Here is a 17,279-nt window from a genome sequence, read left to right as displayed (position 1 = left end):
GAGAAACTTGATTCAATCTACGCAATTAAATGTACTAGAAAACTCATTAGACGCCGCTATGCTTAGACAAAAAGTGATTAACAACAATATTTCTAACATTGATACCCCTCATTTTCAGAGCAAGCATGTAGTATTTGAAAGCTTGCTGAAGGAGGCATTGGAAGGAAATAGTGGTCGAACCTTAGAAGCATATCGAACGAATCAGAGACACATTCCATTTGGCACAGGTTTAGGTAATATCCCTCAGGCCCAGATCATAACGAACAACCAAACGTCAATTCAAAACAATGGAAACAATGTGGACATTGAATCTGAAATGAGCCAACAGGCCAAGAACACCATTTGGTATAACGGCCTAGTTCAGCTAACAAATGGATACTTTACGAAACTGAAGAGTGTTGTTGAGGGAGGAAGATAGTAGATGAGTCTGTTTCGTGGAATTGATACAAGTGCCTCTGCCTTGACTGCCAATCGGCTAAGGCTGGATACGATTGCTTCTAATATCGCAAATGCCCATACGACTCGCGGGAAATTCGTAAATGGGGCGTGGCAACCGTACCGACGTAAGATGGTAGAATTATCACCAAGAACAGGAGAGTCATTCGACAATCTTCTACAAGCAGCGGTCGGGAATGTAGCAGGTCGTCAGGAATCTGGGGTACATGTTACCGGGATTAAGGAGGACAATAGTCAATTTCAAAGGGTCTATAATCCTGAGCACCCGGACGCAGACCTAGATGGATACGTCCTGATGCCTAATGTAGACGTGACAAAAGAAATGGTTGACATGATTTCTGCTTCTAGGTCTTATGAGGCAAATGTTACAGCTATGAATGCATTAAAGGGCATGATGCAAAAAGCACTAGAGATTAATGGTAAATAATAAAGGGGTTGGCTGACAGGTGGAAATTAATAACATAGGTTCAGTCATAAATGCACAGCCGCTGCAACAAGTAAAAAATACAGCTTCACCGGCTGAAGTAGCGCGCAATTTCTCGGCCTATATGACCGATGCCCTTGATCAGGTGAATCGGGCGCAATTAGTTTCAGAAGAAATGGCAATAAAATATGCCGCAGGAGAAGTGAACGATGTCCATCAGGTGATGGTAGCGGGTCAAAAAGCTTCTCTCATGTTACAAATGACGATGCAAGTACGTAACAAAGCGATCGAAGCATATCAGGAAATCATGCGCATGCAGGTGTAAGGTTCCAAACGGGTATGCAGCTCTGTAGAGGTGAACCATGAACGAACGTTTATTGTTATATCGAGACAAGATAAAGACAATGTGGGACAAGCTCACGAAAAAACAAAAATTATTGATAGGTGCTTCAGCTCTTTTCCTACTTATCGCGCTTTCCCTTTATTTATACATAGCTTCTCGTCCTGTATATGTAAATTTATATGACAGATTGAGTGAGCAAGAAGTTGGTGCGATCAAACAAGAACTAGAAGCAAAAAACATCCCATATCGTTTAACTGGAAATGGGACAGGTATTCAAGTGCCGCAAACAATGGCGCAAGATGTCATAGTTGATCTAGCAGCTCAAGGAATTCCTAAGGATGCTGGAATCAGCTCTGAAATCTTCTCTAATAATATGTTTGGCATGACCGATCGCCAGTTTGAAGTGATGAAGAAGGACGCTCTTCAACAGGAGATTCGAAAAATCTTGGAAAAAGTCAAAGGGGTTCGTACTGCCCAAGTCATTCTAACCATGCCGGAAGAAACCACGTTTGTGACGGACAACACAGATAAAGCCACAGCATCAGTCATGGTAGAGGTAGACCCAAGTACTCAATTAAACGATGCACAAATCAAATCTTTGTATCATATTGTTTCACGCTCAGTGAAAAACTTGCCTTTAGAAAACATAACGATTACCGATCAGTATTCCAATACATTGGAGTTAGCTGGTAAAGAAGAGGGCAGTACACTTACTGCTTTTGAACAGCAAGAGCGGATACGCAACAAAGTAGAAAGAGAAATACAGAAGAACTTATTCAACATGCTGTCCACCATTATGGGCCGAGACAAAGTTGTCGTACATACAATGGTACAAATGGATTTCTCAAAAGAAAACCGTGTAGAAAATTTAGTTTCACCTGTTGTAAATGATGAAGGCATTATAATTAGTTCTCAAAAATTATCAAAAGCATATACCGGACAAGGAACTCCGCCGATCGGTGGTGTAGCCGGTACAGGTGATAACCAAGTTGGTAGTTATCAGTCTGCTACAACTCAAGGTAGCAATAGTGAATATGAAGAGCTGTCTGATACTGTCAATCGTGAAGTAAATCGTATAACGAAGAACGTAACCGCTAGTCCATATCAAATTGTCGATATTTCTATCAACGTTGGGGTTGAGCCTCCAAATGGAGGAACGTTGGATGACGCTACCAAAGAAAACATACAAAAAGTAATTGGTAATGTTGTTCGTGTAGCCGTCAGCAATAAGAATTTACCCGATGATGAAGTGAACAAGCGTATTTCTGTTTTTGCAAAACCGTTCTCCGGCAAGCTAGATGATAACAACAATGGCTTCTTTACTCCAACCGTGATGTATGGAGTCGGAGCAGTAGCTTTATTAGCCATAGGAGCACTTGCGTTTATGCTTATTCGTCGACGCAAACAGCAAGAGCAAGAAGAGGTAGAGTTCGAAGAGGAATTTCCTTTTACTCCATCGCCTGATATTCCAGACCTATCTACTTTGGAAGAAGATACAGATGAAGCGGTGGTTCGTAAACAGCTGGAAAAATTGGCTCGAAGCAATCCAGACGAGTTCGTCGTTCTGCTTCGTACGTGGCTAGCAGAAGACTAAGGAGTGAGTTTAGTGGCTCGTGTCGCAAAAGAGTTAACTGGAAGGCAAAAAGCTGCGATTTTGCTCATTTCGCTTGGTCCAGATGTCTCGGCACAGGTATTTAAGCATTTACGTGAAGATGAGATTGAACAGCTTACACTGGAAATTGCCAGTGTACGTAAAGTGGATCATGAAGAAAAAGGCAAAATTCTGGCAGAATTCCATCAGATTGCAGTTGCCAAGGAAGTAATAGCACAAGGTGGTATTACTTATGCAAAAGAAATTTTGGAAAAAGCATTAGGAGAAAGCAAAGCGCTAGATATCTTGAACCGATTGACAGCCAATTTGCAAGTGCGCCCGTTTGACTTCGCTAGAAAAGCGGACCCTAGTCAAATCCTTAACTTTATCCAAAATGAACATTCACAAACCATTGCATTGGTTCTAGCTTATCTAGAACCGCAGCAATCATCCATGATCTTGTCATCACTGTCGCAGGATCGTCAGGCAGATGTAGCTAAACGGATAGCTTTAATGGATAGTACATCTCCAGAGGTAATTGCTCAGGTAGAACAGGTATTGGAACAAAAACTTTCTGCAACTGTAACCCAAGATTACACACAAGCGGGTGGTATTGAATCAATCGTAAACATCTTAAATGGTGTTGACCGTAGTACGGAACGAACCATCCTTGATTCACTAGAGATTCAAGACCCGGAGCTTGCGGAAGAGATCAAAAAACGGATGTTTGTATTCGAAGACATTGCTACACTGGACAATCGTTCCATTCAACGTGTTATTCGCGATGTGGACAACAACGATTTACAGCTTGCGCTTAAAGTGGCAAGTGAAGAAGTTCGCGAAACGGTTTTCCGCAACATGTCCAAACGGATGGCAGATACCTTCAAAGAAGAAATGGAGTTTATGGGACCTGTGCGATTGCGTGATGTTGAGGAGGCACAATCCCGGATTGTTGCTACTATTCGTCGCCTAGAAGAAGCTGGAGAAATCATCATCGCCCGCGGTGGAGGAGATGATATCATTGTCTAGGATTTTTAAGGCAAATCGATATGTCCAGTCTGTAGATGCCTATGTACTTGAAGTAACTCAGAAAATGAATGCTGCTTTACAAGTACAGACGGATGAAGTAGACGAAATGTTGCTGGAAAATAAAGTTTTAGAACATCAGAAACTGGAAGAAGAAGCGAAAGCCATTCTACGAGATGCGGAAGAGCTAGCTGAAAGTATTATGGCTGATGCTTCTAATCAAGCAGAGCAATTGCGCGAGCAAGCTCGGCAGGAGATAGCCGAGTGGTGGGAGCAAAAACAAAAAGAAGCAGAGGAAATGGCGCAGCAGACCAAGGAAATGGCTCGTGAGGAAGGATACACTCTTGGTCAGGAGCAGGGCTTAGAGCAGGCACGTCTTGAACAGGAGGAAAATGTTCAAAAGGCTAAGGATGTTTTAACGCAAGCTTATGAGACCAAAGAGAAGGTTATAGCGGAAGCCGAGCCATTTTTAGTAGAACTGAGCTTAGATATCTCTCGTAAAATCATTCATGATGAGCTGACGCTGGCACCTGAAAAGGTCGTTGAGATTGTTCGTCAGGCTTTAAAAAGCTCACGCTCGCATGGAGAAGTATCTATTTTGGTGAATCACAAACTGTATCCATTTGTCGAAGAGCATCGTGAACAATTGCTTTCGTTAATCGATGGGCAAGCGGAACTAGGCATTTATCCAGATTATGCCGTTGAAGATGAAGGTTGCATTATCCGGACAGCCTACGGAAGCGTGGATGCCAAAATTGATACTCAACTAAAAGAAGTCAAACAAATTCTGATGGACGTAGCGCGGGGAAGTGAATCCCAATGATTACATTAAACGCAGAAAAATATAAAGTTGCTATGCAAACAATCACTCCTCACCGGATAAATGGTAAAGTGACACAGGTAGTGGGACTCACTGTAGAATCTCAAGGTCCTGAAGCTAAATTAGGTGAGATTTGCATGATTGAATCGCCTCATCACAAAGAGCCAATTATGGCTGAGGTGGTGGGGTTTCGAGATACAAAGGTTCTATTAATGCCACTTGGTGATTTGTCGTACATCGGTCCTGGATGTGATGTAGTAGCTACAGGCAGACCTTTATCAGTGAAGGTAGGACCCGAAATTTTAGGAAGTATTCTTGACGGTTTAGGTCGTCCTTTATCAAATGAGTCGCTTCCCTATGGACTAACGAACTATCCAACTGATAACATGCCACCTAACCCATTGACGAGACCGAGAATAGCAGAACCCCTAAGTTTAGGTGTTCGAGCTATAGATGGCTTATTGTCAATGGGAAAAGGTCAGCGTGTAGGTATCTTTGCCGGCTCTGGGGTAGGAAAAAGTACTTTGATGAGCATGATTGCTCGCAATACGACTGCTGACATTAATGTTATTGCTCTTGTCGGAGAGCGTGGACGTGAAGTGCGAGATTTTATCGAGCGAGATTTAGGCGAAGAGGGATTAAAACGGTCTGTTGTTGTAGTTGCTACATCAGATCAACCAGCAATGATTCGTATTAAAGGTGCGATGATTGCTACCGCGATTGCTGAATATTTTAGAGATCGTGGGCTTAACGTGATGTTAATGATGGATTCTGTGACACGTTTTGCTATGGCTCAGCGTGAAATTGGTCTCGCCATTGGTGAACCACCAGCTACACGCGGATATACCCCGTCTGTATTTGCTATGTTGCCTAAGCTATTGGAACGTTCAGGTACATCAGACAAAGGTAGCATTACCGCTTTGTATACCGTATTGGTTGACTCTGATGATATGAATGATCCGATAGCCGATGCTGTGCGGGGGATATTAGACGGTCATATTGTGTTGGATCGCAAAATTGCCCAACGAGGGCATTTTCCTGCGATTGATATTTTGCAAAGCGTGAGTCGGGTAATGAGTGAGATTTGCACTCCACAGCACTTACAAGCAGCTCAGGAATTAAAACGACACATGGCTACATATAAAGAGGCAGAGGATCTAATCAATATTGGAGCGTACAAGATGGGAACGAATCGAGAAATTGATGCCGCTATTCGTCATAGAGAGACGATTCGAGCATTTACGGCACAGGGTGTTAATGAGCCCTCCGATTTTGATACGACTCTGCAAGCATTAACCGCTCATTTTGGGAGTGTGATGTAACGTGAAGCCTTTTCGCTTCCATATGCAAAAAGTACTTGATTTAAAGGAAAAAGAAACAGAACAAGCACAATGGGCATTTGGTCGATCGGTACAACAAAAACAACAAGAAGAGCAAAAGCTATATCGACTTGTTGATAAGCGAAATACGATGTCCGATTCGCTTGTGGATATGCAACATTCTGCATGCAGCGCATCTGACTTATTAGCCGTAACGAGATTTCAGCAGGTAGTTGACCGCCAGATTGAAACGCAAAAACGTCGCATTATTGGTTGTGATAAAGAAATTGAGCGTTGCAAGGAAAAATTGCACTACCATTTGCAAGAATCCAAGCTGTGGTCAACCCTGCGTGATAAAGCTCAAACCAAATATATAGAATGGCAAAACCAAGTAGAACAAAAAGAAATGGATGAGATCGGCACAAATCGATTCCTCCGACAATTGAAGCAGGTGTGAAAGGAGGCGTCTTCATGGAAGAGGAAATCCAGGAGGAACGCGAGTATAACAGGCTAGAGTGGCTCTTATACATCATTGTTATTCCTGCCTTATTTGCTAGTTTGTTAGCTGGAATCTTGGCAAGCCTCCTTGGCTACGATGTCGTGGGAAGCGTAAAAGATTGGCTAAATAACATTCCATATGTAGAAAAGCTGATACCAGACGATACACCAACTAGCCAAACGGTAGAAGGTAGCAAAGAAGATAGCAAAACAGAAACAAAAGCTCAGGTAAATGAGGAAGCAGCTAAGAGCAAACAGGCTGCTGATCAATTGCAAAAAGAGGTAAGTCAAAAAGATAGCACAATTGCAGCTTTACAAAAACAAATTGCTAATTTACAAAAAGCAACTGAAGAAAAGCGCATAGAAGAGGAAGAAAGACAAAAGCAGTTTCAGGATTTAGCTAAGATATACAGCTCGATGTCGGCTAAAAATGCAGCCGCGATAGTAAGTAATCTTAGCAAGGAGGAAGCCGTTGTTGTTCTTTCCAAGATGAAGACAGACGAACAGGCTCAGCTACTAGCGAAGATGGACCCAAAAAAGGCCGCAGATATTTCTATCCTGCTAAAGGATAATCAAATTTCCAAGGATGATGACATAGCTGCCTTACAACAACGGGTCCAAGTTTTAACGAAAGCCTTAAGTGAAACTAGGGAATCAAGCAAAATAGATGCAGAGAAATTAGTTAAAAGCTTTGAATCTATGAATGCAGGAGATGCATCTAAAATTATCATCTCACTGTATAAAATTAATTCAGAACGTGCTTTAAGCGTACTGGGACAAGTATCTGACAATAAACGGGGCGAGCTGCTAAGTGAAATTAGCAAGACAAACCCCGAATTAGCAGCGCGCTTGACGAATGCGTTGCCTCGATGAAGTACAAATGTTCTTCATCGTTTACATAGCAACGAAATTATATAGGAGGTGATTAGATGAATATTGGAAACATGCAAACTGTGATGCCTATGGGAACTGGCACAACAGGAGCGACTCCACTATCAAATGGAGGACAGGCTTCTGTAGCCGGCCAGGAGCAAGGAATTTTTTCTTTGCAATTAGGCTTAGCGGTTGGAGCCTTTACTAACATGTCTGAAGTGGAGCTTCCGGGTCTTTCTAAAGAAGATGCAAGTGCTTTGGAGGATCTGATGGCGATGCTTCAGCAGTTGCTAGGAGCCAATCAACAGATGCTCTTGCCACAGGAACAGCAAATCAGCGTGGAGGATGGACAAGCTGAGGAATCTGTTGCCGGCAAGCTTCCAATCATCACACTTACAACGAATGAGGGAAAACAAACTTTACTTCAAGCATTAACAGCACAAGGAATGTCTGCGGAGGATGCTAACAAATTAACTGATTTGTTGCAGAAGCTGCCGTCGATGACTCCTGATCAAGCAAAGGGAGACTATCAAAAATTGCTTGAAACCGTGCAAAAAACGCTGGGACAAATGGGGATTTCCTTACAAAAGGATGGGGCTTTAGAAGAGCAACAATCCGTATCGGTTACTCCTCAATTGAAAAAGCAGCTGATGCCTGCTACAGCTAATCGAGCAGAGGTTTCCAACCAAATTCCTACTCATATGCAACCCGTTCGAGTTAATCACGCACTGAGCCAATATGGCCAGGAAGCGGGTATTCAGGTGAAATCGTTCCAAGCTACCATGCAGGAAGCAATCACACCAGTAGCTTTGAACCAAGAGACAGTTGATGGAGACGTAGATGCGACCACTCAACTTCACGTGGAGAACATTTCAGCTACTCCGGTGCAAAAGCAATCAGCGACAGCACCGGAAATGAGAAGCTTCCCGGTTCGAGCAGAACAGATGCCTCAACAGGTTACGGATATATTTGTCCGTCAGCTAAAAGTAGGAACACTCCAAGGGGTAACGGAAGCAAAGCTTATCCTTTATCCACAGGAGCTAGGTAAAGTTGATGTGCGTATTAGCTCACACAATGGTGTAATTACCGCTCACTTTATTGCTGAATCCAAACATGGCAAAGACATGCTGGATCAACAAATGGCTCAGCTTAGAACCGCTTTTGCTCAGCAGGGGATCCAAGTGGATAAGCTGGAAGTAAGCCAACAAAACAATAATTCCACATTCTCATTTGATCAGGACAAGGGAAATGGTGGTCAGCAGGCTCGTGAGCAATCACAGGATCAAGGTACGCAGAGCGAGCAAGCAGAGGCTTCCTTTGACAGTGTTCTCGATGGCGAGCGTGAAAGCAGTAGAAGGCTGGGAGCATCTCGCGTAGACCTGAACGCATAAAGGGTATAAGGATGGAGGGATAGCTTTGAACCATCATATACGTGTAGGAAGCACCTATTATCCTTCGCGGCTCTCCACTCCTAAGAAGACGGGAGCTTCGCAACCAGCGACTAAGCCATTTGATCAATGGCTTTCTGATTCCTTAACGACCCAGCAGAGTCAGAACTCCTCTCCAAAAGCCCTCTCCTTTAGCCAGCATGCAGTACAGAGAATGCGTGAGAGTGGTATTGAGCTGCAACCAGAAGATATGCAGCGGTTGGAGAGTGGCTTTCAAAAGGCGAGGGACAAAGGAGCACGAGAGTCCCTAATCTTAATGGATAATGTCGCCTATGTCGTAAGCATCTCGAATCACAAGGTAATTACGGCTATGGATGAAAGCCGAATGAAGGAAAATGTATTTACCAATATTGACAGTGCAGTCTTTGTATAAATAGGGCCGGCCCTCATGTAGGAAGCCCACGGGTTGCCAAATGACTGAGGTAATCCATACTTTAAAAAGGGAGGTTTATTGATGATTCGTTCGATGTATTCCGGTGTATCCGGCATGAAGGGTTTTCAAACAAAATTAGATGTAATTGGTAATAATATTGCTAACGTGAATACGGTTGGTTTTAAAAAGAGCCGTGTCATGTTCCAGGATATTTTAAGCCAAAAGGTTGGTAGTGAATCAGGACCATCTGAAACACGCGGTAGTGTTAATCCAAAGCAAATAGGTTTGGGAACAACAGTTGCTGCCATTAACGTCGTTCACTCTGTTGGTAGCCCAATGACCACGAATTTGACATCTGATTTATCTATTGAAGGTGATGGATTCTTCGTGGTTTCGGATGGAGAGAATAAATATCTGACTCGTGCCGGTAACTTTGAGCGTGATGTTGAGGGATTTCTTGTTAACCCACAAGGAATGAAGCTACTAGATGAGACTGGACAACCTGTTCAGATTGAGAGAGATAATGTAGTGTCTTATTCAATTGGTTCTGATGGGGTAATCACTACTGTTGGGAACGATCAACAAGTACAAACAGCTGCTACAATAGGTTTGGTTACAGTTCCAAATCCAGGGGGATTAGAAAAAGTGGGTGGTTCCCTATTTAAAACTACAGTAGCATCAGGGAACATTGAAATGGAGCCTACTACTCCAACAGATGCTAATTCTAAAATTCTTTCAGGTCAACTTGAAATGTCCAACGTAGACCTAAGTGAAGAGTTCACTGAAATGATTGTTGCACAGCGTGGTTTCCAAGCGAATTCCCGTATTATCACCACTTCCGACACTGTTTTGGAAGAACTGATTAACCTAAAACGCTAGGTAACAGCTAGTAGCTAGAAGTAATCATACGCATCACAACGATAAGGCAAGAGGAGGAATATCTCCTCCTCTGCCACCTTTGAAAGGAGTCGTTCGATGATTCGCTTGACCCGTTTTAACGGAAACACATTTTATTTAAACGCGGTTCATATTGAAGTAGTAGAAGCAACACCAGATACCATTATTACCTTAACCACTGGCAAGAAGTATCTGGTCAAAGAGACAGTCGAAGACATCATTCTTCAAATGAAGCAGTTCTATCAGGAATCGTATTTGGCAAAGACGCTTGAGCAACCAGGCGAATCTAGCTAATAACGGGAGGCCGCTATGTTTCAAAATAAATTGGTAAATATGGCACTTATTATTCTAATTGCTATCACTCTGTTAGGTGTGGCAGCATTCTTTATGTACATGTACACATTTGCTCCAGCAAAACAAACGAACGGAGCAGAGGTAGTAAAAGCATTAAATGCAGATGAAATGAAGGAATACTCGGTAGATACCGAAGATATTACCACTAACCTCTTAACCAATAACTTCGTGGTAGTACGTTTTAACATTACAGCAGACGGTAAAGACGGCAAAGCTGAGCTAGAAAAAAGATTGCCGCAAGTAAAGCAGGTTATTATTAAAAGCTTGGCTGGATTGACTCCAGAGGATCTAAAAGGAACGGAAGGCATTAACAAGCTTGAGGCCAAAGTCCTAAATGATGTGAATTCAATTATGCAAGATGGTAGAATCATTCTTGTTAGCACAACGAACCTAAAAAAGACATAAGAGATGAGAAAAACGATGAGTGGGATGAAACAAAGCGCAAAAGGAGGTGACCGCCATGGCCGAGGTACTTTCACAAAGTGAGATAGACGCGTTATTAGCTGCTCTTTCCTCTGGAGAAATGGATGCTAATGAACTTAAAAAAGAAGATGCCGAGAAAAAAATCAAGGTATATGATTTTAAGCGAGCGCTTCGCTTCTCTAAGGATCAGATCCGCGGACTTACGCGAATTCACGAGAATTATGCCAGACTCTTAACTACCTATTTTTCAGCGCAGCTTCGGACCTTCGTGCAAATTAATGTCGCCTCTGTTGACCAGTTGCCTTACGACGAATTTATCCGATCTATACCGAAGATGACCATCCTAAATATCTTTGAGGCACCGCCTTTAGAAGGTAGAATGGTAATGGAAGTAAATCCAAATATCGCTTATGCGATGTTGGATCGATTATTGGGCGGTCAAGGAATGATCCCAGATAAAATGGGGGCATTGACCGAGATTGAAACGACCGTAATGGAACGCGTCTTCAGCAAGGCGCTAGATAGTTTTCACGAAGCTTGGAAACAAATTATTGAATTAGATCCATATTTGGAAGTTCTGGAAATGAATCCGCAATTTATGCAGATTGTTTCACCTAATGAAATTGTTGCTGTTATTTCCTTTAGCACCAAGATTGGTGATACGACAGGCATGATTAATCTTTGCTTGCCGCACGTGGTATTAGAACCGATCATGCCAAAATTATCGGGGCAATACTGGTTCTCAACACAGCGACGACAACGAGATGAAGCAGAAAGACAGCTTTTAGAAGATCAAGTCAAAACTGCTAAATTGCCGATTTGTGCGGAACTAGGAACAAGCACCATCACCGTACGAGAATTCTTACAACTAACACAAGGTGATGTCATTCAATTGGACCAAACCATCGATAACAGATTACATATCAAAGTGGGCGATTGCCTGAAATTCTACGGGCAGCCAGGTACATTAAAAGGTAAGGTAGCTGTACAAATCGATGAAGTGATAGAGGAGGGGGAGGAAAACTATGAGTAGAGATATGTTGTCTCAAGAAGAGATTGATGCCTTGCTAAAAGCCAACGATAACCTCTCTGAGGAGCCAACACAAGTGGAGAACAGCATCCCCGATGTTGATGAATATCTCTCTCCCTTTGAGCAAGATGCTTTAGGTGAAATCGGTAATATTACGTTTGGCAGTGCAGCAACGGCATTATCTACTCTGCTAAGTCAAAAGGTAGATATTACGACACCAACAGTCTCCATCGTGAAGAGAAGCGAGTTAGTCGATGAATTTCCGCGACCGCATGTTGCGGTGCATGTTGAATATACGGATGGCTTCCAAGGTATCAACATGCTTGTTATTAAGGTAGCAGATGCTTCTGTCATTGCAGATTTAATGATGGGTGGCGATGGTCGAAATAATGCTCTTGAGCTATCAGAAATGCATTTGAGTGCTGTGCAGGAAGCGATGAACCAAATGATGGGCTCCGCCGCAACCTCGATGTCGACTATTTTCAATCAATTAGTTAACATTTCTCCGCCTGGGATTGATATGATGGACCTACAAAATGGGCAAGGAGAAGAAGGATTGCCTAGCGGTGAGGAGCTTGTCAAGATTTCCTTCCAGATTAAGGTTGGAGATCAAGGAGAGCTAATTGATTCTAACATTATGCAGCTTTTGCCAATTGATTTTGCCAAACAAATGATTAGTCGTTTGATGGGAAGTGAAGGACCGGAGATGGTTGAGACATCAGCAACAGCTTCTATCATGCAAGAAGCGTCCATGGATTTTGAAAAACCAGCAGCAGCTCCGCAAGGAACACCTGCAGCACAAGCACCAATGGCAGCATCAGCGCCTCAACAGCCAGTTATGGAACAAACACCTGGTATGCCTATAGGCGCGGCTCCGAGTGGTTATGAACAACAACCACCGCATCCGTATCCGCCGCAACCAGCACCATATGGCTATCCGCCAAATCAAGGGTATGCTCCATATCCGTATCCATACCCGCCATATCCGCAGCCATATGCTCAGGCTCCACAACATGCTGGGGGAGCGGTTAACTCACAGGTAGCGGCAGCGAATGTTCAACCAGCACAATTTGCCCCATTCCAAGGAAACAATGCTGCTCAGTCAGATGAGCAGAACCTAGGGCTGCTATTGGATATTCCGCTTCAGGTAACTGTTGAGTTGGGTCGTACAAAAAAACTAATTCGCGATATACTAGAGATGTCTGCTGGTTCTATTATTCAGTTAGACAAATTAGCGGGTGAGCCTGTTGATATATTAGTCAACAACAAGCTGATCGCAAAAGGTGAAGTCGTTGTCATTGACGAAAACTTCGGTGTGCGTGTAACCGATATAATTAGTCAATGGGATCGTGTACAGAAGTTACAATAAGCAGATTCTTTAAGGAGGAACAGTAGGATGTCTAACAAAGTGTTAATCGTGGATGACGCAGCATTTATGAGAATGATGGTAAAGGAAATCTTGACGAAAAATGGTTTTACGGTTGTTGGGGAAGCAAGCGATGGTGCCCAAGCAGTTGAGAAATATAAGGAACTAGGTCCTGACTTAGTAACAATGGATATTACAATGCCAGAGATGGATGGTATCACAGCTTTGAAGGAAATTCGCAAGCTTGACCCTAATGCTCGTGTTATCATGTGTTCCGCAATGGGACAACAATCTATGGTTATCGATGCTATTCAGGCTGGTGCGAAAGACTTTATCGTAAAACCTTTCCAAGCGGATCGAGTAATCGAAGCCATCAAAAAGACGTTGAGCTAAACGATTATGAATGCAATGAACATTCGCAGTTTGTTCGTGGCAATGTTACTAGTTTTTGCTGTAGTAGCGCCTTCACCAACAGTAAGTTATGCGGAGGCAAAACAGACAGAAGGGTCAGCTTTTGACTGGTTACAGCAGGATGCAAAACAGGGAAAACAAGGGACTGGGGGAGAGTTATCTACGGATTCTCCAGTTCCAAAAAGCCCTAGTATTCTTGGGTATGTGGTCCAAATCGTCTTTTCATTAGCAGTAGTTGTCGGCCTAATCTATCTGTTATTCAAATGGTTAGGAAAGAGACAAGCTGGCGGTTTTCGAGAAAGTGGCCCATTTCGAACTTTAGGAGGCTTTTCTCTTGGAACAGGTAAGTCCATTCAATTGGTGATGATTGGCGACTCGCTTTATGTGTTAGGCGTGGGGGATAATATTCAACTTATCCGGCAGATTCCGCCTGGTGATGAGTTGGATGTTATTTTGGCCGATATCGAGAATAAAACAACTCCTGACTGGTCATGGAATAAGCTTGGCCATTTGTTTCAAGCACAATCTAAGACTACATCCACGCACACTCAACAAACAGATGCCTCTTTTGATCAGCTACTGGACGAACAGTGGCGGGAAGTCTCCCATGCGGAGCAACAAAAGAATCAATGGGAACAGAACCGCCGCAAAGGGGATTAGTCATGAACAGATTTTTGCCACTTCTATTCATATGTGCAACGTTTCTTTGTTTGATGACCTATACACAGGTTGCTGAAGCAAGTACATCAGATGCAGCAGGACTTTTAAACAAAATTCCACAGGTAGAGTTTAAGATCGGCGGGGGAGCAGATACTCCTGAGAAAACAGCTTCTACGATTCAACTGCTGTTAATGTTCACGGTCTTAGCCTTAGCACCCAGCATCTTAATTTTAATGACTTGCTTTACGCGTATTGTAGTGGTGCTGTCGTTTGTACGTACGGCTTTGGCTACTCAACAAATGCCACCTAACCAGGTGATTGTGGGTATGGCGTTGTTCTTAACATTCTTCGTCATGGCGCCTACATTTCAAACCATTAACGATACCGCAGTAAAACCGTTTATGCAGGGGAAAATTACGGAGCAACAAGCATTGGATAAAGCAGTTACTCCTCTAAAATCGTTTATGCTTAAGCAGACGAGACAAAAGGATTTAGCGTTATTTTTGCAATACTCGAAGTCTGAAAAACCAAAGTCAATAGAAGATGTATCTTTAGTAGCCTTGGTTCCTGCTTTTGCCATCAGCGAATTAAAAACAGCTTTTCAAATCGGTTTTATGTTGTTTATTCCATTTTTGGTTATCGATATGATTGTGGCTAGTATTTTGATGGGGATGGGGATGATGATGCTCCCGCCTGTCATGATTTCACTGCCGTTTAAAATCCTGTTGTTTATCATGGTGGACGGCTGGTACCTCGTTGTGAAATCACTCTTTTTAAGCTTCTAGGAGGCCTGATGAAACATGACATCAGATATGATCTTACAAATTGCGCAATCCTCAGTATATACCATATTGATCGTGCTTGCCCCTATTTTGGGAATTGCGCTGTTAGTCGGGCTAATGGTGAGTATTTTTCAGGCAACAACACAAATTCAAGAACAAACGTTGGCGTTCATTCCCAAGATCGTAGCTGTGTTTCTTTCCTTGCTCATTTTTGGTCCGTGGATGCTGCGTATTGTCATTGAATTTACAGCAAATATCATGGGTAACCTGTACAGATTTGTGGGGTAGAATATGCAACTGATTGAAACGTTCTTGCCCATGTACCTGCTGGTATTTGTGCGAATTATTTCCTTTGTGGTATCGGCTCCACTATTTACGCAACGCGGTATGCCTAATCAGTTTAAGATTGGCTTTGCTGCTGCTATGGCGTTCATCAGTTTTGCCTATGTGCCTATTTTGGATAAAATTCCGCTGGATATCACTTTTGCTGCTTATGTAGTAAAGGAAACGATCGTGGGCTTGTTATTGGGGTTCTTGCTGCAGCTCATGTTTTCGGCTGTACGGGTAGCGGGTGGACTCATGGATTTGCAAATGGGTTTAGCTATGGCTAACGTTGTAGATCCGGCTACAGGTGCTTATGTACCAATTTCGGGTCGTTTGAAGGAAATCTTAGCTACCTTATATTTTTTGAGTATTAATGGACATCATTTGATGATTCAGGGCATTCTGAAAAGCTATCAGACCATCCCGATTAGCAAACTCGGAGTCTCGTTTTCTTCCGAAGCATTTGGAGAGTTTATGCTGAAGGCTTTTTCGCAGATGTTTTTGAGCGCCTTCATGATGGCAATCCCGATTGTTATTGCTTTATTTCTGGTAGACCTCTCTCTTGGTATTATCGCCAAAACGGTTCCACAATTTAATATTTTTGTGGTAGGTCTTCCATTGAAACTGTTAATTAGCTTTTTAATGCTCATTTTCGTAATGCCTGGATTCTTTTTAGTGCTTAGTAATTATATTTCCAAGATGTTTCAGGCTATGGCGGAATTGATCTTGATTTTGGGAGGAGCATGATGAGTTATCCACGTTTTTTTGTGACAGTAGACCTGCAATTTTTTAACGGCGAAAAAACAGAAAAAGCAACTCCTCAAAAACGTCAGGATTCTCGCAAAAAAGGGCAGGTTGCCAAAAGTTCAGATTTGGCTCCCGCTTTTATGATCAGCTCCGTATTTTTTCTGTTGATGATCGCTGGCTCTTGGATGTTGGGCATCTTTGAAGGCATTCTACGCGAATCGTTGGGCAGTTATGCGACCTGGGAAGTAAATGCTGAAAATCTTCAGGTGATTACCCTGCAGGTCGTCAGGGAGGCAGCCAAGATTCTGGGTATGGTGTTTGGCGTCTGCATGTTGGTCGCGTTAGTGGTCAACTATTTGCAAGTCGGGGTGCTTTTCTCTTTAGAACCAATTCAATTTAAACTAGAAAAACTAAATCCAATCGAAGGCTTTAAGAAAATCTTTTCGATCCGGACTATTGTTGAATTGTTTAAGTCTATTTTAAAGATCACTGCAGGAATGATTGTTGTTTACATGATTTTATGGGACATCAAGGATAAGATTCCGCGGCTTTCCTTTTCCACAATCGAAGCAGTGCTAGAGTTTACAGGCTGGCAGGTCGTGAAGCTGGGGATTTCAGTCGGAATGCTGTTGGTTATCTTAGGGTTCCTTGATTATCTATATCAACGCTACGAATATGAAAAGAATCTACGCATGTCCAAACAAGACATTAAAGATGAACATAAAAAAATGGAGGGTGACCCCCTCATCAAAAGTAAAATTAAAGAACGCCAAAGACAGATGGCCATGCGCCGCATGATGCAGGAAGTTCCTAACGCAGATGTCATTATTACCAACCCAACCCACTTTGCGGTAGCGATTAAGTATGATTCTGCTGAAATGATGGCGCCGACGGTGATTGCTAAAGGTCAGGATTTTTTAGCTTTGAAAATCCGAGAAATCGCCAAAAAGAACCGCGTAGTTACAATGGAGAACAAACCACTTGCGAGGGCATTGTACGCAAAGGTGGAGGTTGGTCAAACCATTCCAGAGGAACTGTTCAAAGCGGTAGCAGAGGTATTGGCCTATGTCTATAAACTTCAAGGTAAAGTGAAACGATGAAAGGAGGAGACGAG

22 protein-coding genes are annotated in these 17,279 nt (G+C 42.8%); all 22 read left to right on the top strand.

Going from position 1 to position 17,279, the window contains the following annotated elements; translation table 11 throughout:
• Positions 1-7 precede the first annotated feature (7 nt).
• The 22 genes from flgB to flhB all read left to right on the top strand — a co-directional run bounded on the left by flgB (position 8) and on the right by flhB (position 17,265).
• Positions 8-418, top strand: coding sequence for a flagellar basal body rod protein FlgB (gene flgB, locus AYJ08_RS05230; RefSeq protein WP_064016852.1), 411 nt, complete (start codon positions 8-10; stop codon positions 416-418).
• A gap of 3 nt (positions 419-421) precedes the next feature.
• Positions 422-883 (top strand): flagellar basal body rod protein FlgC, encoded by a 462-nt coding sequence (gene flgC, locus AYJ08_RS05225; protein WP_064016851.1) that lies wholly within the window; start codon positions 422-424, stop codon positions 881-883.
• 19 nt (positions 884-902) lie between these two features.
• The gene (fliE, locus tag AYJ08_RS05220) at positions 903-1,205 is read left to right on the top strand and encodes a flagellar hook-basal body complex protein FliE (protein WP_064016850.1); all 303 of its coding nucleotides are present in this window, start codon (positions 903-905) and stop codon (positions 1,203-1,205) included.
• Between the two features lie 37 nt (positions 1,206-1,242).
• Positions 1,243-2,817, top strand: coding sequence for a flagellar basal-body MS-ring/collar protein FliF (fliF, locus tag AYJ08_RS05215; RefSeq protein WP_064016849.1), 1,575 nt, complete (start codon positions 1,243-1,245; stop codon positions 2,815-2,817).
• A gap of 12 nt (positions 2,818-2,829) precedes the next feature.
• Positions 2,830-3,843, top strand: a complete 1,014-nt coding sequence (gene fliG / locus AYJ08_RS05210) for a flagellar motor switch protein FliG (protein ID WP_031413673.1) — start codon at positions 2,830-2,832, stop codon at positions 3,841-3,843.
• Entirely contained in the window at positions 3,827-4,663 is an 837-nt protein-coding gene (locus AYJ08_RS05205; protein ID WP_064016848.1) for a FliH/SctL family protein, read from the top strand. Before fliG ends, AYJ08_RS05205 begins: the two co-directional genes overlap by 17 nt.
• Positions 4,660-5,982, top strand: coding sequence for a flagellar protein export ATPase FliI (gene fliI / locus AYJ08_RS05200; RefSeq protein ID WP_003336910.1), 1,323 nt, complete (start codon positions 4,660-4,662; stop codon positions 5,980-5,982). The genes AYJ08_RS05205 and fliI overlap by 4 nt, the downstream gene beginning before the upstream one ends.
• A 1-nt stretch (position 5,983) precedes the next feature.
• Positions 5,984-6,436 carry a flagellar export protein FliJ gene (gene fliJ / locus AYJ08_RS05195; RefSeq protein WP_003336911.1) on the top strand — a complete coding sequence of 151 codons (453 nt, stop codon included), beginning with the start codon at positions 5,984-5,986 and terminating at the stop codon, positions 6,434-6,436.
• Positions 6,437-6,450: 14 nt separating this feature from the next.
• Positions 6,451-7,350 (top strand): MotE family protein, encoded by a 900-nt coding sequence (locus AYJ08_RS05190; protein ID WP_064016847.1) that lies wholly within the window; start codon positions 6,451-6,453, stop codon positions 7,348-7,350.
• 56 nt (positions 7,351-7,406) lie between these two features.
• Positions 7,407-8,741, top strand: coding sequence for a flagellar hook-length control protein FliK (locus tag AYJ08_RS05185; protein ID WP_064016846.1), 1,335 nt, complete (start codon positions 7,407-7,409; stop codon positions 8,739-8,741).
• 25 nt (positions 8,742-8,766) lie between these two features.
• Complete coding sequence (locus AYJ08_RS05180) at positions 8,767-9,171, top strand: TIGR02530 family flagellar biosynthesis protein (protein ID WP_064016845.1); 405 nt, start codon at positions 8,767-8,769, stop codon at positions 9,169-9,171.
• A gap of 81 nt (positions 9,172-9,252) precedes the next feature.
• Positions 9,253-10,050 (top strand): flagellar basal body rod protein FlgG, encoded by a 798-nt coding sequence (gene flgG / locus AYJ08_RS05175; protein WP_064016844.1) that lies wholly within the window; start codon positions 9,253-9,255, stop codon positions 10,048-10,050.
• 96 nt (positions 10,051-10,146) lie between these two features.
• Entirely contained in the window at positions 10,147-10,362 is a 216-nt protein-coding gene (locus AYJ08_RS05170; RefSeq protein ID WP_031413680.1) for a flagellar FlbD family protein, read from the top strand.
• A 15-nt stretch (positions 10,363-10,377) separates the two neighbouring features.
• A complete protein-coding gene (locus AYJ08_RS05165; RefSeq protein WP_031413681.1) occupies positions 10,378-10,827 on the top strand; it encodes a flagellar basal body-associated FliL family protein in 450 nt (149 codons plus the stop codon).
• Between the two features lie 55 nt (positions 10,828-10,882).
• Positions 10,883-11,878, top strand: a complete 996-nt coding sequence (gene fliM / locus AYJ08_RS05160) for a flagellar motor switch protein FliM (RefSeq protein WP_018670832.1) — start codon at positions 10,883-10,885, stop codon at positions 11,876-11,878.
• Complete coding sequence (fliY, locus tag AYJ08_RS05155) at positions 11,871-13,244, top strand: flagellar motor switch phosphatase FliY (RefSeq protein ID WP_064016843.1); 1,374 nt, start codon at positions 11,871-11,873, stop codon at positions 13,242-13,244. Before fliM ends, fliY begins: the two co-directional genes overlap by 8 nt.
• A 27-nt stretch (positions 13,245-13,271) precedes the next feature.
• Positions 13,272-13,634, top strand: a complete 363-nt coding sequence (locus AYJ08_RS05150; RefSeq protein WP_003336921.1) for a response regulator — start codon at positions 13,272-13,274, stop codon at positions 13,632-13,634.
• Positions 13,635-13,640: 6 nt separating this feature from the next.
• Complete coding sequence (locus AYJ08_RS05145) at positions 13,641-14,312, top strand: flagellar biosynthetic protein FliO (protein WP_064016842.1); 672 nt, start codon at positions 13,641-13,643, stop codon at positions 14,310-14,312.
• Between the two features lie 2 nt (positions 14,313-14,314).
• The gene (gene fliP, locus AYJ08_RS05140) at positions 14,315-15,097 is read left to right on the top strand and encodes a flagellar type III secretion system pore protein FliP (protein ID WP_082890869.1); all 783 of its coding nucleotides are present in this window, start codon (positions 14,315-14,317) and stop codon (positions 15,095-15,097) included.
• Between the two features lie 15 nt (positions 15,098-15,112).
• Positions 15,113-15,382 (top strand): flagellar biosynthesis protein FliQ, encoded by a 270-nt coding sequence (fliQ, locus tag AYJ08_RS05135; protein WP_003336924.1) that lies wholly within the window; start codon positions 15,113-15,115, stop codon positions 15,380-15,382.
• A 3-nt stretch (positions 15,383-15,385) separates the two neighbouring features.
• Positions 15,386-16,165, top strand: a complete 780-nt coding sequence (gene fliR / locus AYJ08_RS05130; protein WP_064016841.1) for a flagellar biosynthetic protein FliR — start codon at positions 15,386-15,388, stop codon at positions 16,163-16,165.
• Positions 16,165-17,265: a flagellar biosynthesis protein FlhB gene (flhB, locus tag AYJ08_RS05125; RefSeq protein WP_064016840.1), complete on the top strand. Its 1,101-nt coding sequence runs from the start codon at positions 16,165-16,167 to the stop codon at positions 17,263-17,265. The genes fliR and flhB overlap by 1 nt, the downstream gene beginning before the upstream one ends.
• Positions 17,266-17,279 lie beyond the last annotated feature (14 nt).

This window comes from Brevibacillus sp. SKDU10 (genome assembly GCF_001645205.1).
GTDB lineage: Bacteria > Bacillota > Bacilli > Brevibacillales > Brevibacillaceae > Brevibacillus_B > Brevibacillus_B halotolerans.
This window is presented reverse-complemented; position numbering and strand designations above follow the sequence as displayed.